The organism is Nocardia sp. NBC_01503 (genome assembly GCF_036327755.1).
In the GTDB taxonomy this organism is placed as follows: Bacteria; Actinomycetota; Actinomycetes; order Mycobacteriales; family Mycobacteriaceae; genus Nocardia.
Genome location: NZ_CP109596.1, coordinates 969249 through 994285 on the forward strand (window position 1 = coordinate 969249; position 25037 = coordinate 994285).

Consider the following 25037-nt stretch of genomic DNA (forward strand, 5'->3'; position numbering starts at 1 on the left):
GTGAGAGGTCCTTCGAGGATCACGCGGTGACCACCTTGCTGTCCGGGGATTACGCCAGACTCGGCGGCAGATCAGGCCGCCAGCTCGTACACCATTCTGCTGGACTCAACCGGGAGCGAAAGCCGGGTACGGCAGGCGAGGCAACCACACTGCCCGTTCCGCTTTGCAGCCCGGTTGAGCAAAGGCAACACCATCCCGCGAACCGACCACACACATGGGTCGGCCACCCCTGTCCAGTACGCCGACAGGGCAAGATCAGGAGTAGATAGCGGCTACTTCGGTGGCGTACTTCTCCAGGACCACCGCACGCTTGAGAGAGAGCTTGGGAGTCAGCTCGCCTGTTTCCTGAGTCCAGTCGGCGGCGAGGATGCGGGTTCGCTTGACGGACTCGGCTTTCGAGACCTTCTTGTTCGACTCCGCCACTGCCGCATCGATTTCGGCCACCAGCGCGGGGTTGGTGACCAGGTCTTCGATGCTGACGTCGGCGGGGATGTTGTTGCGGTCGCGCCAGCCCGGGAGGGCGTCGCGGTCGAGGGTGATGAGGACGCCGACGAAGGGCTTGTTATCGCCGACGATCATGCACTGGCCGATCAGCGGGTGAGCGCGCAAGGTGTCTTCCATCGGCGCGGGTGAGACGTTCTTGCCCGCGGCGGTGACGATGATTTCCTTCTTGCGGCCGGTGATGGAGAGGTAGCCGTCGGTGTCCAGGGCACCGAGATCGCCGGTGTGGAACCAGCCGTCGGTGAGGGCTTCGGCATTGGCGGCTTCGTTCTTCCAGTAACCATTGAAGACCACATTGCCTTTGAGGAGGACTTCGCCGTCCTCCGCGATACGGACCGCATTGCCTTCCAGCGGGAGACCCACGGTGCCGACTCGCATATGGGACACCGTGTTCACGGTGATGGCCGCACTGGTTTCGGTGAGCCCGTAGCCCTCGAACACCGGCACGCCGATACCGCGGAAGAAGTGGCCGAGGCGCGCACCGAGCGGGCCACCGCCGGAGACCGCACCGGAGCACCGACCACCAAGGGCCGCACGCAGTTTCGAGTAGACGAGCTTGTCGAAAACGGCATGCTTGGCGCGCAGGAGCAGGCCCGCGCCGCCGGACTGCTGCGCTGCACTCCAGGCGATGGCGGTATCGGCGGCCAGATCGAAGATCTTGCCCTTACCGCTGTCGTGCGCCTGCTGCTTCGCGCCGTTGTAGACCTTCTCGAAGACGCGCGGTACGGCCAGGATGAAATCCGGCTTGTACGAGGCGAATTGGGTGGTCAGCGTGGTCCAGTCCGACGAGTGCGCGACGGTCACCTTGGCCGCGAGCGAGCCGACCGCGATGGCGCGGGCGAAGACGTGCGCCAGCGGCAGGAACATCAGCGTGGTCTTGCCCTCGGCGAGCAGATGCCGCAGCGCCAGCTTGCCGGAGAGTGATTCGGCGAGCAGGTTCTCGTGGGTGAGGACGACACCCTTGGGTCGTCCGGTGGTACCGGAGGTGTAGATGAGAGTGGCGGGGGTGGCGGCACCGACCTCGGCGCGCCGCTCGGCCAGCACCGAATCGGCTACCGCGAGACCGCGCGAGATCAACGACTCCACCGCATCCTCGTCCAGGCGAAGTGTCTCGACCAGATCCGGCGTCTCGATCTCGGCGACGGTGACCGCGTGCCGCTCGTTCTCGACAATGAGCAGCTTGGTCCCGGAGTCCTCGAGAATCCAGCGCGCCTGATCGGTGGCGGAGGAGTCGTAGATGGCGACCGTGCACGCGCCCGCGGTCCAGATGGCGTAGTCGATGAGCGTCCACTCGTAGCGGGTGGCGGACATCAATGCGACCCGGTCCCCCGCCTGTACGCCGGAGGCGATGAGCCCCTTGGCAATCGCGCGCACCTGCGCCGCGAATTCGGCGGCGGTCACATCGGCCCAGCCGCCGTCCACCGGCCGCCGGAAGGCCACGAACTCGGGAGAGGTCCGGTCCAGACCGTCGACGATATCGGTGAGCGAGGCGCCCTCGGCGATGACGTATGACGCCTTCGCCTCGACCTCACGTCCGGCAACCGCGGTAGATCCCATCTGCGCTACGACCTCTCTCCTGACGCTGCCCGGACCTCGATGTCCGGTATGCGGGCACACTCTCGCACGACCCGCGAAGCAGGGCCAATTCACAATGCTGGAGCGCTGCGCCGTGGATCACAATGTGCGAGCGAACATCGCGCACACCCGCAGAGTGTGCCGGAGACCATTCCGGTCAACGGATGCGGGCGGCCGCCACCATGGCTTCGAGGCGGGTACCCAAGGCATTGACCCGGTCCCGCAGCGCCTCGATATCGGCGAGCGGCAGCCCGACCGATTCGAGGACCGCGTGGATCATGCGCTGCGCCGCGGGCTGCAATCGAGCGCTGGCGGCGGTCGCGTGCAGCACCACCGCCCGCCCGTCGGTCGCACTGCGCACACTCTCGACGAGACCGTTCGCGGTCAACCGCTGTACCAGCGGAGACAGTGTTCCGTAGTCGAGGTGGACGTGTTCGCCCAGCTCTTTCATGGTGATTCCCGGTCGCTCCCACAGGGTCAGCAGCACCAGGTACTGCGGATAGGTGAGATTCATTTCTTCGAGAAAGGGACGGTAGGCAGCGGTCATGGACCGCGACGTGGAGTACAGCGCGAAACACAGCTGAGCGTTCAGCGACAGAAGCGCGTAGTCGATCTCCTCGTCCGCTCCGGCCCGGTGCCCATCGGGTGCGGAAGGCGGATTTTCTGACATTACTGCACTGTACTGCGCACGGTGGTCAGCACGGCGTCGGTGGCGTCCCCATCACCGACGGTGATGCGGATACCCGTCGGATAGCGTTTGACGTGGATATCCGCCCCCGCCAGCCCCGCCGCCACCCGATCGATATCAGGTTCGGGCAGCGTCAGATACGAGAAGTTGGCGTAGCTGTCCGGTACCGACAGACCGAGCTCCCGCAGTCCGGCGGTGAGGCGATGCCGATGCCCGGCGATCATCTCCACCCGGGCCTCGATCTCGGCCTCGGCGGCATAGCAGGCGCGCACCGCGACCTCGGCGAGCGCGTTCATCCCGAAGGGCAACTGCCAGCGCGCGATTCGATCGATCAGCCCGGGTGCGCCGACCGCGTACCCGACCCGCAGCGCCGCGAGCCCGTACGCCTTCGAGAAGGTCCGCAGCACAAGCAGATTCGAATGATGTTCGACCAATGCCAATGCCTCGATACGGTCTTCGCCGGCGACGAAATCCACATACGCCTCATCGAGGACTACGGTGACGGTGGTCGGCACCCGATGCAGAAACTTCTCGAATTCCCTTGGCGCGATCAGTGTTCCGGTCGGATTGTGTGGACTGCAGAGCACCACCAGCCGGGTGCCCGGATCGATCGCCTCGGCCAGCGCGTCCAGATCCTGCCGCCCGTCCGGGGTGAGCGGAACCGTCACCGGCCGTCCACCGGCCATGCTGGTCAGAATCGGATACCCGTCGAAGGTGGGCATCGCCATGACGACACCAGCTCCCCCGGAACCGAATTCCTGCACGATATGCATGATCACGCCGGTGGCCCCGGCCCCGACCACAATGTGGTCGGCGCCCACCCCGAGTCGTTCGGCGATCAACCGGGGCAGCCGCCGCGGCAGGAACTCCGGATAGCGATTGGCCGACGAGAGCGCCTGCGACAGCGCCTCCCGCACCGAAGGCGGTGGACCGTACGGGTTCTCATTGAGCTGTAACTGATGCCCGAGACGGGCCAGAGGTGACATCTGCTCGCCTCAGCGCCCGCCCCAGCGCACCGCGGCGGCGGCCGCGAAGTCGCCCGCGTGCGCGAATCCGGCGAACATCACCAGTGATCCGGCCGAGACGCGGCCCTCATCGATCGCCCGGTCGAAGGTGACGGGAATCCCCGCGCCGAACAGGTTTCCGCATTCGTCGAAGGTGTCCGGATGCTTCTCCGGCGGCAACTGCAGGGCGTCACGCCAATTGCGCAGGAAGGCGCGATTGGGCTGATTGGTGACCAGCAGATCCAGTTCGGTGGAGGCGACGCCGAGCCGCTTGCACACCTGCGAGGCCACCTCCGGCACGATCCGATTGCCGCGCCCGAGCACCTTGGCGATCTTGGATTCGGTGAAGCCGACATGCATCTGGCCCGGCCCGGCCTCCCAGTACTTGCGGGGCGGATCGGCGAGCACGGTCATCTGCCCGGCGAACTCGGGCAGATGCCGGGTCTCGATATCCAGGATCGGCGAGATATCGGATTTCACCAGCAGTCCCGCGCCGGCACCGTCACCGGGTATGGCGGCCTGTGGTTTTCCGCGCACCTGCTCCTGGGTGAAGACCTGTCCGGCGGCATTCTGAATATTCACGATGAGCGCGGATTTGGCATCGGTGCTGATCAGAATCTGCCGGGCCAGCTTCATGGCGTGCACGAACGCCGCGCAGCCGCCATTGTGCAGATCGATGAGCCACTCCGGATTGATGCCCAGTCGCGCGGCGACCTCACCGCCATTGCCGACGATGGCGGTCTCCGGCAGCTGGGTGTGCACGATCAGAATATCGATATCGCGCAATACATCTCGCCCGTGCCGGTCCAGCAGCGGGGCCACCGCGCGCTCGGCCATATCGGCCGCCGATTCCCCCGGCGCGATGTGATGCCGGAACTTGGGCGACTTGAACATGATGTTCGAGGTGATGTCCTCCGCATCCGCGTACTGCGCGAAATAGTCTGCGGGAACAATGGTTTCGGGTAGGTACCCGGCGACGTCGAGCAGGCTGACGGTGCTCATATTCAGTCCATCCATTCGGGCTTGATCGGCAGGCCGTTGGCGTGCCGGTGTTCGCAAATGGCCTTGAGATTGCGCAGTTCCAGCAGGTGCCCGGCGGCGAAGAGATGCCAGAAGTCACCGACCCACACCGGACGGCCCTCCGGCGCGGCTTCGGGGTAGGCGTTCTCGTCGTAGAAGGGGTGGTGGCAGTTCGTCCACAGCACCACCGACCCGGGCTTGTTCAGCACCCGCTGCGCGTCGACGACCCGCATGAGGTAGATCATCCACAGGTGTTCGCCCTGATCCCAGGCGCAGTGGTAGTCGACGGTGCGGGTCGCACGGCTCGATTCGGTGCGGGTGTAGATACGGGTATTCGAGCCGATCCGATCGTCGGAGACCCACAGGTCCGGGGTGTCGGTGCGCTCGAAACCCCGCATGCTGTAGGTCCATTCGCACAGGCTGCGGGTATCGGAGAGGTAGTCGAACACCTCGTCCGGCGGTGCGTCGATGTACTCGTTGACGGTGCAGTACTCACCGAAGATCTCGTCGTGCGGGTACACCGCGCGGGTCATGTCCAGCACCATGGGCATGCCCTCCTTGAGGGTCATGGTCTCGATGCGGTACACGCCCGGGACATCGAGATGGGGTACCTCGACCGGTTCGGCTTTGACGGTGTCGGTCATGCGAGGGGCTCCTTCAGGAAGGGGGCGAAAGGCGGGAGTTCATCTGGGTCGCAGAGGATTTCGATGAAGACCGGACCCGCGTCATCGCGGGTCTTGTCCAGGGCGTTCTCGAGTTCGTCGAGGGTGGCCGCGGTGTAGGCGGGCAGCTGCGGGAACATGGCAGCCACGCCCGCGCCGATCCGCGCGGGACGGAAGCGGTTGTAGCTGTAATCGCCCGTGTAATAGAGCTGTTCGCGGGTGACGCACATGGCGTGCGCATTGTTGTTGAAGATGACGAAGGTGACCGGGGCCTGATACTCGACCGCCGTGTGCACCTCGTGACCGTGCATGAAATACGCACCGTCCCCGGCGATGACGAAGGTGCGGCGGCCGCGGCCGAGCGCGCTGCCGATACCCGCGCCGAACGAGTAACCCATACCGCCCATACCGAGGGCGATGAGGAAGCGGCCACCATCGGGAACGGGAAGATGGTGTACGACAGCGGCGCCGGTATTGCCCGCATCGGCGACCACATCCGTACCGGGCTCCAGGCGAGCCGAAACAGCCCGCACCGCATCGCGATAACGGATGCCGGGGCCATGCGCCGGTGGTGGTTGCAGCTCCGGCAGCGGCTGCCGGTTCGACTGCGCCGCCCCGAATCCAGGCCGCGTGGCACGCGCCGACAGCTCCAGCAAGCGCCGCCGCAGCGAGCCGGGCACGCGTACCCGGACGGGCACGAAGGGCTCATCCGTACCCAGGTGCAGTACGCGAGGGCAGGCGGCCAGCGCGGTATCGAGCCCGGCCCGCGCGGTCATGGTCAGCGGCGTTCCGGCGAGTACACACACCGCTGCCGTGGCGATCAGGTCCGGCGCGTGCGGATGCCCCATGATGCCGGTGACTCCGGCGAAACGCGGATGCCGGTTCGGGAAGGCGTCTTTCGCATCGGGGGTGACCAGGACCGTGGCGTCCAGCGCCACGGCCAGGGCCGCGAGCTCGGCGCGCGCGTCGGCGCGGGCGATCTCGGGTCCGGCGATGATCACCGCGGGCCCCTGTCCGGCCGCGGCGGCGACCAGTTCGGCGGCCTCGGCGAGTTGACCGGCCGCGCGCACATCGACCTGCCACGGCATCGGGACGGGATCGGCTTCGCGGTGCACGGGCCAGGAGCCGCCCGGCGCGATGGCCGCCTGAATATCCTTGGGCAGCAACAGCACCGCCGGTCCACCGCCGAGGGCGGCCTCGACGGCTCGCTCTATTTCGGCGTGAATATGCTGCGGCCGAGCCACTTTCACGCAGTACCGGCTGACCGCGCCGAAGATCTGCCGAGCGTCGAGTCGGCCCATGCCACCGCTGGTGTCCTGGAACGCGCCGCGCCCCTCCAGTCCGGTCGGCGCCTGGCCGACCAGCGCCAGCACCGGAACCCGGGAATCGTACGATTCCGTCAGCGCCGCAAGCAGATTCATCGCCCCGCCGCCGGAGGTCGCCGCCACCACGCCGAGCCGATTGGTGGCGCGGGCGTATCCGTCCGCCATGGTGGCGGCACCGAATTCGTGTTTGGCGACAATGCCGGTGAGTAGATCCGGGCGGCGCTGCACCGCATCGTAAAGGTCTTCGATATTCGCCCCGCCCACGCCGAAGACGTGATCGGTGTAGGCGCCGAGGCGCGTGACGATGACGTCCGCGACGGTGTGGCCGACTACTCCGCGTTCGCTCACGATCCCCCGTTTCGAAATACATTGCCCGCGATACATCGCCCACAATGTATCTAGGGCGACCCGTCCCAGACAACGTGGTACAGATCACATGATTGCCCGAAAAGTACTGCTACGCAGCGATTTTGGCCGCGACAGGGCCCCGCCGGGCGGACCCGGCGGGGCTCCGAATCGAACGCGGCGACCGCCGCATCGGCAGCCGGCCCGCAAACCGGATCGCGATCAACTCATCAGGTTCAACGATGCGGGCGGCACCGGGGTTCAATCGAAGATCCGATCTCCCCGATCTGGAGCCTGGAGCGGATCGGCCGCGACGCGACTGTGCATTGCGCCAACAGCGCGCGACGAGCCCTGGGCCCCCGCACATCGACACGCGCTATGCGACCGGCGTGGCCCAAACACCGAAGGGGATATGCCCCACCGCCGATCCATTCGGTGCCAGCAGTCTGCCCATACGTTTGAGGGCACGCAGGGTTAACTGGCGCTCGGTAATGTGCAGATTCGGAAAACTTTGCAGCAGACGGTTTTCCAGGAGGATGCATTCGTGCTGCGAGCGCAGCCAGGCGATGACCAGCACATTACTGGCACCGGTAGCGGCGGCGCAGAGCCGGATCTCGGGCCATTGCGCGAGTTCGGCGGCGAACGCGCCGAGTTCACCGGCGGACAGCCGGATCCAGTAGTTGATATTGATCGACCAGCCCGCGGACTGCTGCGCGAAGTCACAGCGAATCTGCAGACGCCCGGATCTCGTCATATCGGCGAGACGGCGGCGCACGGTTGTCTCACTGAGTCCGGTGTCCTGGGCCAGATCGGCGACGCTGCGCCGGCCGTCCGGCCCGAGCGCGACCATCAACTCGAGATCCCCCGCGCGCGGCCGGAACGGCACCGGCGGGGTACGGCGCTGATCCTCGGCGAGCAGGGTGCGCTGCGCCGGATCGAGGGCACCCGGCCGCCAATGCCCGCCCTCGATATAGATCCGCGTACCCACCGCGATATCGATCTCGCGCACCCCCGGCAGCGCGCCGAGTACACGCACCGCCAGATCATCCAGTGCGGCAGCGTCTTCGGCGGCCACCGACAGATTCAGTTGACAGTGCCCGCCGGTGCGCTCCACAGAGAAGACGCACTCCATGGCGCAGACCCGTTCGGAGATCACCGCCAGCGCATCCGCCCGGCAGTGCAGGCGCAGGTACCCGATGACCGCGAGTCCGGGCGGATACGCGGTGATCCACGCCAGCCCGGCGTCGGTGAGCCGCTGCCAGCGTCGCGCCGCCGTGGTGGCGTCCACGCCGAGCGAGGCCCCGATCCTGGTCCACGACGCGCGCGGATCGATCTGCAGCGCGTTCACCAGATCCAGATCGAGCTCACCGAATCCCGCCGTCGCGGCGGCGGAATCCGGCATGAGTCCATTCGATATGGCGATATCCAGCGATTTCGCCATATTCTCGGTCATGGGGGCCATTGTGGCATTTCGCCACGCCTCCACGTTGTGAAGGGGCAGGAATGCCACGCACCACCCGGATAACCGTCATGCTGTTGTTCGCGGCCTGGGTCGTCGATTACATCGACCGGACCGTGATCAACTTCGCGCTGCCCGATATCGGCAGCGATCTGGGGCTGGACCATACCCAGCAGGGCCTGCTCATCTCGGTGTTCTTCCTGGCGTACGCGATCGTGCAGGTGCCGGGCGGGCTGCTGGCGGACCGCTACGGTGCGCTGAAGGTCGGCACCATCGGTCTGATCGCCTGGTCGGTCTTCACCGGCTTGACCGCTGTCGCATGGTCTTTCACGGTGCTGCTGGGTGTGCGCTTCCTGTTCGGACTGGTGCAGGGCGTCTTCCCGGCGGCCGCCATCAAAGCGCTCTCCGAGCGCTCGGAGCCGGAGCAGCGCACCACCGCGACCGGCTGGACCAACTCCTCCAACGCGGTCGGCATTCTGGCGGCCGCGATCATCTCCGGAATCCTGCTGCCGACGGTGGGCTGGCGCGTCATGTTCGCGCTCATCTCGGTTCTCGGCGTGGCGGTGATCTTCGCGTGGCGGCGGTGGATGCCCGAGCCGCTGCCGCAGGATATGACGCTCGTCGATGAAAAGGCGGAGGCGGCCGATCGGCGCGCGGTGCTGTTCTCCCCTGCCCTGCTCGGCTATGCCGCGATCTTCTTCGGCTACGACGTGCTGGTGTGGGGTGTGACCGCGTGGACGCCGACCTTCCTGCACGAGGAGCGCGGGTTGTCGCTGACGCTGGTCGCCATAGCGGCGGTACCGTCGACCCTGGCCGCGGCGGCCGGGGTGGTGCTGGGCGCGCGCTTGTCCGATCGCCTGGGCGGGCGGCCACGGGTCATCGTGGTCCCGGCCATGACCTTCACCGCGATCATGCTGTTCGTACTGCCGCGGATGCAGCCGTTTCCGCTCTTCGTCCTGGTCGGCACCGTCATGAGCTTGGCCGCCGGGATGGCCTTCATGCCCGCGTTCTCGGTACCGCTGCGCGCGTTGCACAGCGCCTATATGGGCGCGGCCAGTGGTGTGATCATCTTCGGCGGTCAACTGGCCGGTGTGCTCAGTCCACTGATCTTCGGTGTGGTGACCGATCATGTGTCGTACACAACGGCTTTCGAAACCATGGCCGTCGGCCCGCTACTGAGCATTGTGGCGGCGCTGCTGGTCCCGCAGACCGCACCGGAGTTCCGGGCGAAGGTGGCCCGGCGGGCCGGTGCGGCCGTACCCACGAAGGAGAGTCTCACGTGACCACCACCGATACCGCTGCGGCGCAGTCGATGACCGAGCACTGGCAGCAGGTCTACCGGCAGCTGCATATGCATCCGGAGCTCTCCGGCCAGGAGGTCGGCACCGCGAGCCTGGTGGCCGAGGAGCTGCGCGCACTGGAGGGCTGGGAGGTGACCACGGAAGTCGGTGGGACCGGCGTGGTCGGCGTACTCCAGGGCGGGCCCGGACCGGTGATCTGGCTGCGCGCGGATATGGACGGATTGCCGGTGCAGGAGGACACCGGACTCGAATACGCCTCGCGCACAGCGGGAGTCATGCACGCCTGTGGGCACGATACGCATGTCGCGGCACTGCTCGGGGCCTGTGCGCAGCTCTCGGCCGATCGGCCCGCCGGGACCGTGGTGGCGATCTTCCAGCCCGCCGAGGAGACCGGTGCGGGCGCGCAGCGCATGCTGGATGACCGTCTGCTGGAACGCTTTCCAAAGCCCACGATCGTGCTGGGCCAGCATGTGGCGCCGCTGCCCGCCGGGCTCGCGATCAGCAAGAGCGGGCCGATCATGGCGGCCTCGGACTCGATTCGGGTGAAGTTCACCGGACGCGGCGGGCACGGTTCGCAGCCGCATCTGGCGGTGGATCCACTGCTGATGGCGGCCTCGTTCGTGGTGCGTATGCAGTCGCTGACCTCCCGGCAGGCGGCGGTGCCATCCGGGCCGGTGCTGGTGGCGGGATCGCTGCACGCCGGGACGCGGCCGAATATCATTGCCGATACCTCCGAATTGCTGCTCACCCTGCGGACATTCAGTGATTCCTCGCGGGATGCGATGCTCGCCGATATTCAGCGCCTGGCGCAGACCGAGGCCGAGGCGGCGGGTGCGCCGGTACCGCCGGAGGTCGCGCCGTACGACCATTTCCCGGTGACGGTGAATACCGACGGTGATACCGAGCGGATCATGGCCACGCTCACCGAGGCCGGGGTTCCGGTCCTGCCGCTCACCCATCCCCTCACCGGCAGTGAGGATTTCGGAACCTTCGGTACGGCGGCGGGGTGTCCGTCGGTGTTCTGGCATATCGGCGGGATCGATCCGACCCGGTTCACCGAGGCGGATCAGGCGCTCATGCTCGCCGAACACACGATTCCGCCGCGGTTCCCGTCCAACCATTCCCCGCGTTTCGCACCGGACCCGGCGCAGACGCTCCCGGCGATGATCACGGCCATGGTGACCGCGGCCCGCGCGGAGCTCGCGCGGACCAGCTAGTCAGATGGATCGAAGCGACCTTCGTCATCCCGGTGCGCTTTTGGCCGGGATCCACGGAGATAGGTTGCCGCGCTGAGGATATGGATCCCGGCCAAAAGCATGCCGGGATGACGGGGAAGGCGTGCTCAGCGGGACCGGGTTCCGCGGGTCGTCCTACCCGGTCCTGTCTTTCCGCGCGCGCCGAGGCTGCGGCGGATCAGGCTGCGCGAGTGGCTTTTTCGCCGCGCTGTGCGGTGGAAGCCGCCCGAACGACCGAGGGCAGCAGCAGGGACATGAGGGTCATGTCCAAGGGTAGTCGGACCAGGTCGAGGCGGTTGTGGACGAAGCCGACCGAGAGGCCGGAGTCGGGATCGGCCCAGCCGCCGGAGCCGCCCAGGCCCATATGACCGAGGGCGCGGGGTGCTCCGACCGTCGGGAACGGGTGATAGCCCAGATGCCAGAAGGTGAGGCGGTTCGGGTCGGGGCTGGTGTTGGTGGAGCGGATGAGGGCCCGCGTGGTGCCCGGGGAGAGCAGGCGGGTGTCGCCGCGACAGCCGTCATCGGCGAGAACGGAGTAGACGCTCGCAATGGCATCGGCGGTGAATACACCGGTGGCGGCGCCGTTCTCGGAGTAGGAGAGCTCCGGAATCGGCCCGCTCAACGCTCGTTCACCGTCGGTGAAGTGCATGGAGCTGATTATCTTGCCCACGATGGGAACTCGGACGGCCGCGGCGGTAATCGGTTTGCCCAGCCGGGTTCCGGTGAGATCGAGGCTCGGGCCGACCAGCTCGGCGACCCGGGCGTCATCGGCGGGACGGCCGAGGCTCAGTCCGGTAATGCCCAGTGGTTCAGCGAGTTCGGTGCGATAGAGCTCGGCCATACTCTGCCCGGTGACCGCACGGCAGAGCCCGCCGAGCAGCCAGCCGAAGGTCACCGCGTGATAGACCGGCAGGCCGCGCGTCCAGTCCGGCGTCGCCGCGGCCATCCGCTGCTCCATCAGCACATGGTCGAGGACATCGCCGGGCTGCTCGAGCACCCGGCGCAGATCGGAGAGTCCGGCACGGTGTGCGAGCAGATCGCGCACGGTGATGGAGTGCTTTCCCCCGGCGGCGAATTCGGGCCAGTACTCCGCGACCGGGGTGTCGTAGTCGAGCAGCCCGCGATCGGCCAGGCGGTGTACGACCAGCGAGGTGATGCCCTTGGTGGTGGAGAAGGTGAGCGCGCTGGTGTCCTCCTGCCACGGGACCTCGCCCGCCGCATCGGCGGTTCCGGTCCAGATCCGCACCACCGGTTCACCTCGCAGCCGCACCGAGAGCGCGCCGCCGGTGCGGACATAGCGGGCGAACAGGCGGGCGAAGGCACGGACGGGGGCGGTGAAGCGCGGGTCCGCGGAACCGCGGATTCCTTCGGGCAGAGTGAGCATGGCGGGCAACCTCATTGTCGGGCCGGTTCGGGCGGTTACTGATCGAAGGTGATGTGCAGTTCGTCGGATTCGGGCAGGGTCTGGCAGGCCAGGGTGAGTCCCAGGTCGAGCTCCTCGTCGATGAGGGCCTCATTCATCAGCATGCGCGTTCGACCCCGTTCCACGCGACAAACACATGTCCCGCAGGCGGATTCCCGGCAGACGTACGGTGCGTCGATACCGTGTTCGAGCAGGAGGTCCAACAGCTTCTTCCCGCGCGGCCACGGCAGCTGATGGGTCCGTCCCTCGATCTCGACCCGCACACTGGCGATATCCCCGGCGGGCCGAACGGTGGTCGTGACCACCGGTGCGGGTGCGGGCTGCTCGAACGGGTTCTCCGTCAGTGAGCGGTACTCCTCCTGGCGGATATCGCGCGCGGATATCCGTGATTGTGCCAGGGCCTGTTTGGTGACCAGGGCGAAACCGGTTGGCCCGCAGAGGTACACCTCGTAGCCGCGATACGGTTTGACCAGGCCCGCGAGCCCGCGCGCGCTCGGTATACCGCGTTCGGACTCCAACCAGTGCAGCACGGTGAGCCGCCGCGGATCGCGCCGCACCAGCTCCCGCAACTGGCGGGCGAAGATGATCGATCCCCGGTCGCGATTGGCGTACAGCAGCACGATTCTCGACCGGCCCATACTCAATGCCGATTTGAGAATGGAGATGACCGGGGTGATACCGCTGCCCGCCGCACAGAGCAGCAGATCGCGATTCCAGGTGCGCGGCACGAAGTTTCCCGCGGGTTCGAGCACCGTGAGAATCGATCCGGCCTCGATGTTGTCGCAGATCCAGTTGGAGGCGTATCCACCGGGGGTGCGCTTGACCGTCACGGTGGGCCGGTCATCACAGTGCGGGCTGCTGGAGAGCGAATAGCAGCGCGCCACGGATCCGGTGCGGGTGCTGGGCACCTGCACGGTGAGGAATTGTCCAGGGGCGTAGGCGAATCGGCGGGTGAGGTCCTCCGGAATATCGAAGACCAGCGAGACCGCCTCGGCGGTCTCGCTGACAACCTCGCGCACCTTGATCCGGTGGGCGCGTGCGTTCATCCGGCTCTCCCCGCGTAGCCGGCCTGCCGCAGCAGCCACGCGCCGCCTGCCTCGATACGCTCCATCGAAATCGGCTGGGCGATACGGCGATTGACCCCGGGCGCGATTCGCAGCAGGAAGTACCCCAGCCACGCCTCGGTGCGCACCGGCACCACCGCCAGATCGAAGCGCACCGCGCGCACCACGGCCCGCGCCACCAGATCCGGGCTCATCGGCGAGAACGGCAGGCGTTCCGCGAAATCCTGTACCTGCCTGGCGATCTCCTTACCGCGCTCGACCAGCGCCGGATCGACGCCGACGGTGGTGGCGTGGTCGCCGATATTGGTATTGATCACGCCGGGGCAGATGGCGCTCACCCCCACGCCCTTCGGTGCGAGTTCGAGCCGCAGACATTCGGTGAGCATCTTCACCCCGGCCTTGGAGACCGAGTAGGCCGACATGACCGGTGTCGGCGTGAAGGCCGCAGCGGAGGCGATATTGACAATGTGACCGCGTTTGCCCTCCTCGATCAGCTGCCGTCCGAAGGCCCGGCAGCCGTAGACCACACCCAGCAGATTGACCCCGAGCTGATGCTCCCAGTCCTGCGGTTCGAGATCCAAAAACGCGCCGCTGACCAGGATTCCGGCATTGTTGACCAGTACATCCGGCACTCCGAGATCGGCGTGCACATCACGGGCGAAGGATTCCCAGGCCGCCGGATCGGTCACGTCCAGCTGCATGGCCACGGCCCGGTGACCCTGCGCCTGAATCTTCGCGACCGTTGCGAGGGCGGCGTCCTTGTCGATATCGGAGACCACCACTTGGGCTCCCCCGCGGGCGAAGCGCAGCGCGACCGCACGCCCGATCCCACTGCCGGCACCGGTGACCACGACCAGGCTCGGCCGAATGTCATTGATCTTCACGAGACCTCCTCGGACAGGACGTCCACCTCGCGGGGAAGCGGAGCACCCACGGTGTACCGGTACACGTCGAGATCGAAATGCCGGTTCTGCCAATACATCTCGCCGTGCGTGGACGGCCGGAACGGGGAATCACCCTTATCGTCGATGTAGTAGGTGTTCGAGCCCGCGCAGACCGGGGTGAACAGGAAGTTCTTCTCCTGCCGTTTCAGGCATTTCTCGAAGTACTCGTCGTGCACCCGCTGCCGGATCTCGATCTCCGTTGCGCCCCGGCGATTCGCCTCCGCGATGGCGCGGCTCAGATGCGCGGCGGTGGCCTCGATCATCCAGATGTAGGAGCCCAGCACGAATCCGTAGGGTCCGGTGATCGTGAAGGCGTTCGGGAATCCGGGTACCGACACGCCCTGATACGACTGGTAGCGATGCTCGTCCCAGAACCGCTCCAGATCGAGTCCGCCGCGACCGCGCACCGGGAACGGTGGGATCGCGCCCTTGTCCCAGAGCTTGAATCCGGTGGCGCAGATGAGGATATCGATCTCGTGCTCGGTGCCGTCCGCGGTGACCACACCGCGCTCGGTGACGCGCTCGATCGAATCGGTGACCAGGCTGACATCATCGCGATTGAATGTCTTCAGATAGTCATTGGACATGGACGGCCGTTTGCAGCCGAGTCCGTACCGGGGCGTGAGCTTGTCCCGCAGCACCGGATCGTCGATCTGCGAGCGCATCCACCGCCGGATCGGACCCTCGGCCAGGCGTCGGCCCGATTCGGTGAGCCAGGGCGGCCCCACCACCATCCCGCTCATGGCGACCTCGGTGCCGAGGTTTCCGGCGACGCGCAGGGCGGAGCGAATCCGTCTGCGGCCCAGTACCTGCCGGCCCAGCCAGCCCACCTCGGCATCATTCTTCGGGAACACCCAGATCGGGGTGCGCTGGAAGACGGTCAGATGCGCCGTCTCCTCGACAATGGCCGGAATCAATTGCAGGGCGGTCGCACCGGTGCCGATGACCGCCACGCGCTTACCGGCGAGGGAGACATCGTGATCCCACATGGCGGTGTGCACCAGGGCGCCGCCGAAATCGTTCAGCCCCTCGATATCGGGCATCTTGGGCCGTTCGAGGCCACCGATGGCCAGCACGATATGGCGTGCGGTGAGCTGGTGCCCACCGTCGGTGCGCAACCGCCACAGACTGTTTCGATCATCGAATGCCGCCGCCACAATGGTGGTGTTCATTCGGAGTTTGTCGCGCAGCCCGTACTTGTCGACCATGCTCTCGGCATAGTCGCGAAGTTCGCTGCCGGGCGCGAAGATTCGCGACCAGTCACCGCGCTGCTCATAGGAGAAGCTGTAGATGAACGAGGGGATGTCCACCGCCACACCGGGATAGGTGTTGGCATGCCAGGTACCGCCGACCCGATCCCATTTGTCGACGATGATGAAGTTGTGAATACCTTTGCGCTGTAGCGCGATACCGGTGCCTATTCCGCCGAAACCGGCCCCGACCACGATGACCTCGTGATCGGGACGGGCTTCGTCCGGCGCACCGCGGTCGCCGAGACTGTTCACCTGTGCTCCTCAGCCGATGCGATCTACGAGTTCGCCCTGAGCGCCGAACAATTCGACCCGCCAGCGCTCGAGCAGCTCGGAGGTGTCGATATCGTCCGGATGGAAACCGGGCCGCATATACGGCCGCATCTCCTCGAGCAGGCCCTTCACAATCGGGCCGCGCACCAGTCGAACCGACTGCCGGGCCACCTTGATCGGCCGCCAGCTGCGCGGATCACTCAGGATCGAGACGAGTACCCCGAGTCCCACCACCGGAATGGTGAGGGCGTAACTGCCCGCCATGAGCCCGATGCGAACCGCCTCGGAACCACCGCTGGCGCGATAGACGTCGAAGGCGACGGACTTATGCTCGAGCTCCTCGAAGGCGTGCCAGTTGAGCAGGTTCAGCACCTCGGGATCGCCGGGGAGAGACTGGATCTCGGGTGTGCTGAGCACCCGCTTCGCCAGCGTCGCGGTGTAGTGCTCGGCCAGTGCGGTGACGGCCAGGTGCACCTGGCGCGGCACCATGTTCTCCACGGCGACCAGTGCGCGTTCGCGCAGTGCGCCGGGTTCGAAGGTGAAGATCCGCACGATCGGGAAGCCCAGCGCGATCAGCTGATCATTGAGCACACGATGCTGCTGCCCGTGGACGGCCTCCTGGCCGATGAATCCGGCGACCCGCTTCTTGAGTACGGGATCGGTGATCTCACCGGAGAATTTGCGCACCGAGCGGATGAAGGATTCCTCGCCGGGCGGGAACGCGCCGGACAGTACGGCGATCAGATGGGTGAGCGGAATATCGCCCTCGGCGAAGATATGCGTCATGGGTTCGGGCTGCCCGAACCGGAATCGCATACGCCGGACCTTGGGGTAGGGGGTGAGGGACTTGACGTCCTGACCGATCGTCATTGGTCGGTCCTTTCTCGATGGAGTTGTTTACTTCAGGTGGTCGACCAGGGCACCGTCATCGCCGAAAAGTTCACGCTGCCAACGGTTCAGCAGGGCGGTGGTGTCGATATCGTCGGGATGGAAGCCGGGGCGCAGATACTTGGCCAGCTCCACCATCAGGCCGCGGAAGATGGGTCCGCGGAACAGGTCGTACGCCTCGCGCGCCACCCGTGCCGGCTGCTGCCGGGCGACGGGATCGCGGGCCAGCGCGACCGCGAGACTGCCGAAGGTGAACGGCAGCGTCAAGGCGTACATACCCACCATGACCCCGATCCGCACCGGTTCGGTGCCGCCGACCGCACGGAAGACGTCGAAGGCGACGGACTTGTGTTCCAGCTCTTCGAGAGCGTGCCAGTTCAGCAGATTCCAGAACTCGGGTGCGGCCGGGATGGACTGGATTTCGGCACTGGAGAGCACGCGTTCGGCCAGTACCGCGGTGTAGTGCTCGGCGGCCGCGGTGGCGGCCAGGTGCACCAGCGGCGAGAGCCGGGTCTCGATGCCGAGCATGCGCTCATGCGCGCGCTCGGTGTCGATCCACGCTATGGGATAACCCATTTCGATGAGTTTGTCATTGAGTTTGCGGTGCTCCTGGCCGTGCGTGGCCTCCTGGCCGACGAAACCGGTGACCCGCTTCTTGAGCAGTGGATCGGTGACACGCTCGGCCACTCGGCGCACCGAGCGGATGAAGGATTCCTCACCGGGCGGGAATCCGCCGGAGAGTCCGGCGACGAAATGGCTGAAGACCATATCGCCGTCGACGAAGTACTTGTCGTTCGAATCGTGTTGGTCGAAGCGGAATCTGATCCGTCTGGCCTTCGGATAGGTACTGACCGCTGGGGCAATTGTCATCTTGGCCATCCTTGGTGCAACACCAAGTACCTAGTACTGAGTGTTCGATGTGAAGCCAGTGTAGGATTGTCTCAGACAGCAAGCAAGGGGTGCGCCGTAACGGATCGAATTACAATCTGCCGCATGGCCTCCCCACCGCGCGATCCACTGCCGGAGGTACGGCAGACCGCGGCGGCGCTCAAAGGCGATGCGCGCCATGATCGCTGGCACTCCCATCGTGCGCTGGTGCGGGCCGAGCTCATCGAGGCAACCATTCGCGCCATCGACGCGCACGGGCCGGATCTGTCGATCGATGATGTGGTCAAGACCGCCGGTATCCCGCGCCCCAAGCTGTACCGATTCTTCGGTGACAAGGTGGAGCTGCTGGCCGCGGTGAGCGGGCGGGTACAGGAGTTGATCGTGGAGCGGGTGACGCCGCTCTTCGATCCGGCGGCGTCGGCCCGCGAGGCGATTCACACCGCGCTCTCGGCCTATATCGACCTGGTCTCCGAGCGACCCAACCTGTTTCGATTCATTGTCAGCTCACATGTGGTGGCGGCCTTCGGGGCGGCACGGCTGATCGAGGATGGGCGGCCGCTCTCGGATTCGGTGGCCGAATTCTTCTCCGCGGTGCTCCGCATGCGCGGCGCGGACGGTGAGCACACCCAATTCGTGGTGGACGCGCTGCTCGGCGCGGTCGGTCTGGGCGTACTGCGCTGGTTGAACGATCCGGTCATCGACGGCAAGGAGTTGGCCGAACAGCTCACCCACTTCGCTTGGGGCGCACTGTCTTCCACCGCGGAATCGCGCGGATTGGCCCTCGATCCGGACGCACCGCTGCTCGGCTGATCGGCTCACCAGCCGACGAATCGCTCCACCGTGCGCCGCTCACTCGTTGATGGCGATGATCGGCAGGCGCAGCGCCGCCGGAGCGGTCGCCGGTACAGCGGGATTCGCCGGTGCGATCGGAACGATTCTCCGGTAGGCGGAGCCCGGCTCCGGACGAGCGTCGGGCTCACCTTTGTTCGGCCACAACGAGATCGCCCGTTCGGCCTGGGCGGTGATGGTCAGGGACGGGTTCACGCCCAGGTTGGCGGAGATGGTGGAGCCGTCGATCACGTGCAGACCGGGGTGGCCGTAGAGGCGATGGTAGGGGTCCACCACACCGGTTTCGGGGGAATCGCCGATGGCACAGCCGCCCAGGAAGTGGCCGGTCATGGGGATATTGAAGATACTGCTGGTGAAGGATCCGGTGGGGATGCCATTGATCTTCCCGGCGACCCGCTCGGCCACCTCGTGACCGGCGGGCACCCAGGTCGGATTGGGCTGACCCTCACCCTGGGTGGTGGTCATGCGGCGGCCGAAGAGGCCCTTCTTGGTGACCGTCGTGATCGAGTTGTCCACCGACTGCATGACCAGCAGGCCGATCATCTCCTGCGACCAGCGCCGGGGATTGTGCATTCTCACGAGATCGCGTCTATTGCTCACCAATTCGCGGAGCCAACGGCGGGCGCGCGGTGGTTCACCGCTCACCATGGCGGTGGTCATCAGGGCCAGGACATTGCTGCCCTTGCCGTAGCGAACCGGCTCGATATGGGTGTCCGCGTCGGGGTGAATGGAGGAGGTGATGGCCACGCCCTTGGTGAAGTCGGTTCCCCTGTCTCGACTTCGAACCGCGAGCAGCTCTTCGGAATTGGTGCGCGAGAGGTAGCCGAGCCGGTCGGAGATGTTCGGGAGCGAACCGCGATCACGCAGTCGATGCAGTAGCCGCTGAGTGCCGAGTGAGGCCGCCGCGAAGACAACCTGTTCGGCGGTGAACTCACGACGCCGCTTGCGAATCCAGCGCCCGGTGCGCACGGTCCCGACGGCGTACCCACCACCGGAGAGCGGCCGCACATCGGTCACGGTGGTGAGCGGATGCACTGTGGCACCGGCCTTTTCGGCCAAATACAGGTAGTTCTTCACCAGCGTGTTCTTGGCATTGTGACGGCAGCCGGTCATACATTCACCGCAGTGCGTACAGCTGCGGCGCTCGGGCCCCGCGCCGCCGAAGAACGGATCCGGGACATCCTCCCCCGGCCTGCGACCGGGACCGCCGAAGAAGACCCCGACCGGTGTACTCCGATAGGAGTCACCGATTCCCATCTCGTCGGCGACCTCGCGCAGCACCCGATCGGCGGGTGTGGTGGCCGGATTGGTGGTCACCCCCAGCATGCGGGCGGCCTGGTCGTAATGCGGTGCGAGCTCGGCCTTCCAATCGGTGATATGCCCCCACTGCCGGTCGGCGTAGAACCGGTCCGGCGGCTGATAGAGCGTATTGGCGTATACCAGCGATCCGCCGCCCACGCCCGCACCGCTCATGACGAAGGTGTCCCGCAACAGCGTCAGTCGCTGAATTCCGAAGCAGCCCAGCGCCGGAGCCCAGAGGAACTGCCGTGCCCGCCACGACGTCTTGGCGAACTCATGGTCCTCGAACCGGCGGCCCGCCTCCAGCACGCCCACCCGGTACCCCTTCTCGGTCAGACGCAGGGCGCTCACACTGCCGCCGAACCCCGAACCGATGACCAGGACGTCATAGTCGAATCGCATGCCGGTCACGCTACGACCCGCACGGATGCGCGCGAGAAGGAGCGGCGGCCAGAAAATCCACACTTTCGGACATTCGATCAGCGCGATTTCAACCATGGTTCGCTGCCGCTCCCGGCCCCATGCGGCCACCGGTGGTGGCCGTACTGTCTGGCGACGGTCGCGGTGGTGTCACTCGGCTTGGTGCTGTTCACCTCTCGCGTACTGCACTGGAGCGTCGGGGTCTAGGCGCCGCGGCGCAGGGCGACCCGGCCGGACTCGGCGAACCGATCCGCCAGGAAGCCCAGCGCCGGACGCGCGAAAGACAGTGCGCCGGTGATGTGTTCGCGGCGCGGCATGGAGTGCATGGTCACGTCGACACCCAACGCGCGCCAGCTCTCCGCGAGCCGGACGGCCTGCGGATACGGAATGATCTGCTCGGCCGTTCCACCCGCGACCAGCACCGGCGCGGCCGGCGCGATATGCCCGAGTTTGTTCTCCCGCAGGCGATCCCGGACCTCCGGCACCTCGAACGGCATCCGATGGCAGTAGCTGGAGACCTGCTTGGGCACGAACGCCCCCAGGCCGATGCCGACCAGCGCGGCGGGCAGCGCGTGCGTCCGGCGGAAGATCGCGGCCAGCGCCCGGCCATGCGGCTTGAGGTGTTGCATCACATCGAGTTCCGGATACGCCGCATGCAATCCGACGACACCGTAGAAGAGCAGGAAGGCGTACGGGCTGCCGTCCAGGAAGGCGATCATATCCTCGAGATCGGCGGGCGCGGAGCCGACCACGCCACCGGCGAGCGGCAGATCCGGGGCGTAGCCGGGCTGCAATTGCAGCGCCCAGCCCGCGGCGCAACCACCCTCGGAGTACCCGTAGATGCCGAGCGGACCGTTCGGGTCCAGGCCCGCGGCGGACAGGCGGCGGGCGGCGCGAATGCTGTCCAGTACGGCCGGGCCGAGCGAACGCCCCATGACGTACGGGTGCGTACCCGAATTACCCAGTCCCGGATAGTCGGTGATGGCCAGCGCCCAGCCGCGGCGCAGCGCCGCGGTGATGAAGACCGATTCGTACTCGAGTCCGAAGCGCAGCTGCCAGGAGGCGGCGGCGACCTTGTCAGCCAGCCCCTGGGTGCCGACGGCGTATCCGATGAGCGGTCGCGAGCCCTCGCCCCGCCATGGTTCGCGCGGGACCAGCACCGTACCGGTGACCCGCGTCGGCTGACCCGAGCCGGTGGTCGTGGTGTAGCTGATCCGCCAGGCGCGGGCGGGCAGTTTCACCCCGGGCAGCAGGTACGCCGTCATCGGCTCCGCCGCCAGCAGTCGACCGGGACCGAGCCCGCCGAATGCCGCCGTGGAGTCTCCGGCACCGACCGCCGCCTCGTCGAAGCGGTTGGTGAACGCAGTCATCGTCGCCTGCCCTTCTCGCACAAACATCGCTATGCAGTTGTCGCACAATCGAATCCGAACGTTAACACTGTCCGGGACAGTGCGGCATCCCGCCAACGATACCGAAAATGAGAGAAAGTGCCAGGTTAAGTCGCGGCAGCTCCCACTCGGTGGGACTGCGATCTTCGATGCGAAATACCCGCCCGCCGCGGCGCGTTCCCCGCAGGGTGACCACACCCCTGCGCATTCTGCTGATCTCGGGCAGCACCCGGGACAGCTCCACCAATACCGCCGCACTGCGCACCATCGCCGCGGAGGCGCCGGCCGATCTCACCGCGACGCTCTACGCCGGATTGGTCGAGCTGCCGCAGTTCGTCCCCGGTCTCGAACCCGAACCCGCGAATGTCGAGGCGCTGCACAAGCAGTTGGCCGATTCCGACGCGGTGCTCATCTGCACACCGGAGTACGCGGGCATGATTCCGGGGAGCCTGAAGAATCTGCTCGAATGGACGGTCGGCACCGGGGATCTGATGGACAAGCCGGTGGCGTGGATCAATGTGGCGTACCCGGGGCGCGGGGACGCCGCCGTCGAAACCCTCAGCACGGTGTTGGGTTACGTCAGCGCCGATATCGTCGAGGTCGCGTGCGGGCGCATCACCGTGCTACGCGAACAGGTCGGCGCGGACGGACTGGTCGAGGATGACCAGGCGCGGCAGCGGCTGAGCCTGGTATTGCCCGCGATTGCCGCGCATGTGCGCGAGAAGGCCGCCTGAGCGGCCGAAACCTACCCTCCCACAGCGGGAAACAGCGCGGCCGCCGATAATCGGGCGGCCGCGTTCTTCATACCCCCCACGGGTATGAAATGAATCACTGTCCACAACCTTTCTTCTGGATACCCCCCATGGGTATACAAGTACCCATCGACTTTCCAGAAGGAGTGAGACCGTGTCCATCGATACCCAGGCGCCACCGTCCTCGCGACGGTGGACCGCCCTCGCACTCATTGCACTCGCCCAGTTCATGGTCATCATGGACACCTCGATCATCGGGGTCGCACTGCCGAAAATGCAGGGCGCACTGGGGTTCTCGCAGGAGAACCTGAGCTGGGTCTTCAACGCCTACGTGGTGGTCTTCGGCGGACTGCTACTGCTCGGCGGCAAGCTCTCCGACATCCTCGGGGCGCGGCGGATATTCCAGACCGGATGGGCGATCCTCGGGATCGGCTCACTGGTCGCGGGAATCGCCTCCTCCGCCACCGTCGAATTGATCGGCCGCGGCGTACAGGGAGCCGGGGCGGCGCTCATCGCACCCTCCGCGCTGACACTGCTCATGATGCTGTTCGGCTCGAACCCGCGTGAGCTGACCAAGGCGTTCGCGGTGTACGGCGCGGCTGCCCCCGCGGGCGGTACCGCCGGTGTATTCCTCGGCGGACTGATCACCGAATACGCCTCGTGGCCTTGGGTTTTCTATATCAATATCCCGCTTGCCATCCTGGCGCTGATCGCCGCGCCCGCACTGGTGCCCGGCGGCGCGCTCGCCCCGCACGGTTCGGTCGATCTACTCGGCGCGCTCACCGCCACCCTCGGCCTGGGCGCCGCGGTCTTCGCCGTGGTGCGCGCACCGGAGGCGGGCTGGCTCTCCGGATCCACCTGGGGCACACTCGCTTTGGCTGCGGGGCTGCTGATCGCGTTCCTGGTCGTCCAGATTCGCCGCCGGGAACCGCTCATGCCGCTGTCGGTCTTCCGGTCACCGAATCTGGGCGCCGCCAACCTCTCCCAATTGCTGCTGGGTGCGGCCTGGGTGCCGATGTGGTTCTTCTTGAACCTTTACCTACAGCAGGTTCTCGGCTACTCGGCGTTCCCATCCGGTGCGGCACTGCTGCCCATGACCGCGCTCATCATGGCGGGCATGGTGGCACTGTCACCGAAGCTGTTCGCGCGCTTCGGCGCTCGGACCATGATCATCGCCGGGCTGCTCATCCTGGCCGCCGGACTGGTGTGGCTGTCGTTCATCCGCGCCGACGGCAATTTCTGGGTGGACGTGCTGCCCGGCTCACTGGTCGCGGCGCTGGGCATGTCCCTGGCCTTCGTTCCGTCGCTCCAGACCGCCATCTCGGCGGCGCCGCCGGAGGAGGGCGGCCTGGCCTCCGGCATCGTGAACACCGGCTACCAGATCGGCTCGGCCCTGGGCCTGGCCGCGGTCACCGCCATCGCCTCCGCGGCCGGAGCCGAAAAGCTCGGTGACACACTGGCTCTCACGGACGGCTTCAGCGCGGCATTCCGGGCCGCCGCCGGTATCGCCGCCGTAGCCGCCGTGGTGGCGGTAGCGACCTTCCGGAGGCAGGGGTCAGCCGCGGAGTTGATCGTGCCCTAGTCCTTGCGGGCGAGGCCGCCGTACGCACCCGAACGCTCGGGCGCTTCGACGACCTCGTCCGGATTCTCCGGACGCCACAGCGGCAGCTGGACCAGGCCCGGCTCCAGCAGGGTCCAATCACCGAAGTAGGCGGCGATCTCATCGTGCCCGCGCAGCACGATCTCGGTGGAGGTGCGGCCCGAAAGCTTCTGCGCCTCCAGAACTTCCGCCGGTTGACCATCCGCGGTGGCATGGGTGATGGCCACATAGCTGCCCGGCGCGCACACCTCGAGCAGCTTGGCCACCGCACCGGCGGGATCGGCCTCATCGGGTACGAAATGCAGTACACCCAAGAGCAATACGGCGATCGGGCGCTCGAAATCGAGCAGCCGCTTCACCTCCGGATCGTTCAGGATCGAATCCGGCTGTGCCATATCGGCGTGAACGACCGTCGCGAGCGGGTTGCCGTCCAGAATGGCCTGGCTATGCGCCACCGCCACCGGATCGATATCCACGTAAACCACCCGGGCCCGCGGATTCCGGGCCTGCGCCACCTCGTGCACATTGCCGACGGTGGGGATACCCGAGCCCAGATCCAGGAACTGGTCGATACCGGCGTCGGTCAGCACCCGGACGCAGCGGCGCAACAGATCCCGATTGGCGCGCATGGTCTCGGCGACATTGGGGGTGAACTTCTCGATCATCTGCGCGAGTTCGCGATCGATCTCGAAATTGTGCATACCGCCGACGAAATAGTCGTAAACACGGGAGGCGCTGGGGCGATCCAGATCGATACCCTCCGGTGCCCAACTCGGTCTGGTCATCGATCCACAGCCCCTCTCGAACCCACTACCAATCGTGAAGCGCCGCAATGGTATCCCACCTTCGGCCACGGGGCGGCGTTCACGGGCACCGACCGGTCG

21 protein-coding genes are annotated in these 25037 nt (G+C 66.5%); 5 read left to right on the forward strand and 16 right to left on the reverse strand.

Features of this window, described 5'->3' with window-relative positions; all coding sequences use genetic code 11:
* Window positions 1–255: 255 nt before the first annotated feature.
* The 7 genes from OHB26_RS04555 to OHB26_RS04585 form a co-directional block, all read right to left on the reverse strand.
* Complete coding sequence (locus OHB26_RS04555) at window positions 256–2058, reverse strand: AMP-dependent synthetase/ligase (protein ID WP_330182985.1); 1803 nt, start codon at window positions 2056–2058, stop codon at window positions 256–258.
* Between the two features lie 175 nt (window positions 2059–2233).
* Window positions 2234–2623, reverse strand: coding sequence for a MarR family winged helix-turn-helix transcriptional regulator (locus OHB26_RS04560; protein ID WP_330185493.1), 390 nt, complete (start codon window positions 2621–2623; stop codon window positions 2234–2236).
* A gap of 122 nt (window positions 2624–2745) precedes the next feature.
* Window positions 2746–3750 (reverse strand): pyridoxal phosphate-dependent aminotransferase, encoded by a 1005-nt coding sequence (locus OHB26_RS04565; RefSeq protein ID WP_330182986.1) that lies wholly within the window; start codon window positions 3748–3750, stop codon window positions 2746–2748.
* Between the two features lie 9 nt (window positions 3751–3759).
* The gene (locus OHB26_RS04570) at window positions 3760–4770 is read right to left on the reverse strand and encodes a 3-oxoacyl-ACP synthase III family protein (protein WP_330182987.1); all 1011 of its coding nucleotides are present in this window, start codon (window positions 4768–4770) and stop codon (window positions 3760–3762) included.
* A gap of 2 nt (window positions 4771–4772) precedes the next feature.
* Window positions 4773–5432: an SRPBCC family protein gene (locus tag OHB26_RS04575; protein WP_330182988.1), complete on the reverse strand. Its 660-nt coding sequence runs from the start codon at window positions 5430–5432 to the stop codon at window positions 4773–4775.
* Window positions 5429–7123, reverse strand: coding sequence for a thiamine pyrophosphate-binding protein (locus tag OHB26_RS04580; RefSeq protein WP_330182989.1), 1695 nt, complete (start codon window positions 7121–7123; stop codon window positions 5429–5431). The genes OHB26_RS04575 and OHB26_RS04580 overlap by 4 nt, the downstream gene beginning before the upstream one ends.
* Window positions 7124–7496: 373 nt before the next feature.
* The gene (locus OHB26_RS04585) at window positions 7497–8573 is read right to left on the reverse strand and encodes an Lrp/AsnC family transcriptional regulator (RefSeq protein ID WP_330182990.1); all 1077 of its coding nucleotides are present in this window, start codon (window positions 8571–8573) and stop codon (window positions 7497–7499) included.
* A 50-nt stretch (window positions 8574–8623) separates the two neighbouring features.
* On the opposite strand from OHB26_RS04585, the gene OHB26_RS04590 reads away from it, so the two are divergent.
* Together OHB26_RS04590 and OHB26_RS04595 are read left to right on the forward strand one after the other, a co-directional pair.
* Entirely contained in the window at window positions 8624–9862 is a 1239-nt protein-coding gene (locus tag OHB26_RS04590) for an MFS transporter (RefSeq protein WP_330182991.1), read from the forward strand.
* A 29-nt stretch (window positions 9863–9891) separates the two neighbouring features.
* Window positions 9892–11097, forward strand: a complete 1206-nt coding sequence (locus OHB26_RS04595; protein WP_442942983.1) for an amidohydrolase — start codon at window positions 9892–9894, stop codon at window positions 11095–11097.
* A 196-nt stretch (window positions 11098–11293) separates the two neighbouring features.
* Here OHB26_RS04595 and OHB26_RS04600 read toward each other — a convergent pair whose 3' ends face one another.
* Genes OHB26_RS04600 through OHB26_RS04625 form a run of 6 tightly spaced genes read right to left on the reverse strand, consistent with a single transcriptional unit; the run spans window position 11294 to window position 17827 of the window.
* Window positions 11294–12499, reverse strand: coding sequence for a serine hydrolase domain-containing protein (locus tag OHB26_RS04600; protein ID WP_330182993.1), 1206 nt, complete (start codon window positions 12497–12499; stop codon window positions 11294–11296).
* Window positions 12500–12534: 35 nt separating this feature from the next.
* A complete protein-coding gene (locus tag OHB26_RS04605; RefSeq protein WP_330182994.1) occupies window positions 12535–13584 on the reverse strand; it encodes a ferredoxin--NADP reductase in 1050 nt (349 codons plus the stop codon).
* Window positions 13581–14486, reverse strand: coding sequence for an SDR family NAD(P)-dependent oxidoreductase (locus OHB26_RS04610; protein ID WP_330182995.1), 906 nt, complete (start codon window positions 14484–14486; stop codon window positions 13581–13583). Before OHB26_RS04610 ends, OHB26_RS04605 begins: the two co-directional genes overlap by 4 nt.
* Window positions 14483–16051: a flavin-containing monooxygenase gene (locus tag OHB26_RS04615; RefSeq protein WP_330182996.1), complete on the reverse strand. Its 1569-nt coding sequence runs from the start codon at window positions 16049–16051 to the stop codon at window positions 14483–14485. The genes OHB26_RS04610 and OHB26_RS04615 overlap by 4 nt, the downstream gene beginning before the upstream one ends.
* Window positions 16052–16060: 9 nt before the next feature.
* Window positions 16061–16939 carry a metal-dependent hydrolase gene (locus tag OHB26_RS04620; RefSeq protein ID WP_330182997.1) on the reverse strand — a complete coding sequence of 293 codons (879 nt, stop codon included), beginning with the start codon at window positions 16937–16939 and terminating at the stop codon, window positions 16061–16063.
* 27 nt (window positions 16940–16966) lie between these two features.
* Complete coding sequence (locus OHB26_RS04625; protein WP_330182998.1) at window positions 16967–17827, reverse strand: metal-dependent hydrolase; 861 nt, start codon at window positions 17825–17827, stop codon at window positions 16967–16969.
* A 123-nt stretch (window positions 17828–17950) separates the two neighbouring features.
* Here OHB26_RS04625 and OHB26_RS04630 point away from each other — a divergent pair, with 123 nt between their 5' ends.
* The gene (locus OHB26_RS04630; protein WP_330182999.1) at window positions 17951–18655 is read left to right on the forward strand and encodes a TetR/AcrR family transcriptional regulator; all 705 of its coding nucleotides are present in this window, start codon (window positions 17951–17953) and stop codon (window positions 18653–18655) included.
* Between the two features lie 39 nt (window positions 18656–18694).
* On the opposite strand, the gene OHB26_RS04635 is transcribed toward OHB26_RS04630, so the two are convergent.
* Both OHB26_RS04635 and OHB26_RS04640 read right to left on the reverse strand, forming a co-directional pair.
* Window positions 18695–20395, reverse strand: coding sequence for a GMC family oxidoreductase (locus tag OHB26_RS04635; RefSeq protein WP_330183000.1), 1701 nt, complete (start codon window positions 20393–20395; stop codon window positions 18695–18697).
* A 221-nt stretch (window positions 20396–20616) separates the two neighbouring features.
* Window positions 20617–21783, reverse strand: coding sequence for a lipase family protein (locus OHB26_RS04640; RefSeq protein ID WP_330183001.1), 1167 nt, complete (start codon window positions 21781–21783; stop codon window positions 20617–20619).
* A 206-nt stretch (window positions 21784–21989) separates the two neighbouring features.
* Between OHB26_RS04640 and OHB26_RS04645 the strand changes: the two genes are divergently transcribed.
* Both OHB26_RS04645 and OHB26_RS04650 read left to right on the forward strand, forming a co-directional pair.
* On the forward strand, window positions 21990–22535 hold the full coding sequence (locus OHB26_RS04645) for an NADPH-dependent FMN reductase (protein ID WP_330183002.1): 546 nt from the start codon (window positions 21990–21992) through the stop codon (window positions 22533–22535).
* A 178-nt stretch (window positions 22536–22713) separates the two neighbouring features.
* Complete coding sequence (locus tag OHB26_RS04650; RefSeq protein ID WP_330185494.1) at window positions 22714–24135, forward strand: MFS transporter; 1422 nt, start codon at window positions 22714–22716, stop codon at window positions 24133–24135.
* On the opposite strand, the gene OHB26_RS04655 is transcribed toward OHB26_RS04650, so the two are convergent.
* Window positions 24132–24938: an SAM-dependent methyltransferase gene (locus OHB26_RS04655; protein WP_330183003.1), complete on the reverse strand. Its 807-nt coding sequence runs from the start codon at window positions 24936–24938 to the stop codon at window positions 24132–24134. The two genes, OHB26_RS04650 and OHB26_RS04655, sit on opposite strands and share 4 nt — an antisense overlap.
* Window positions 24939–25037: the final 99 nt, after the last annotated feature.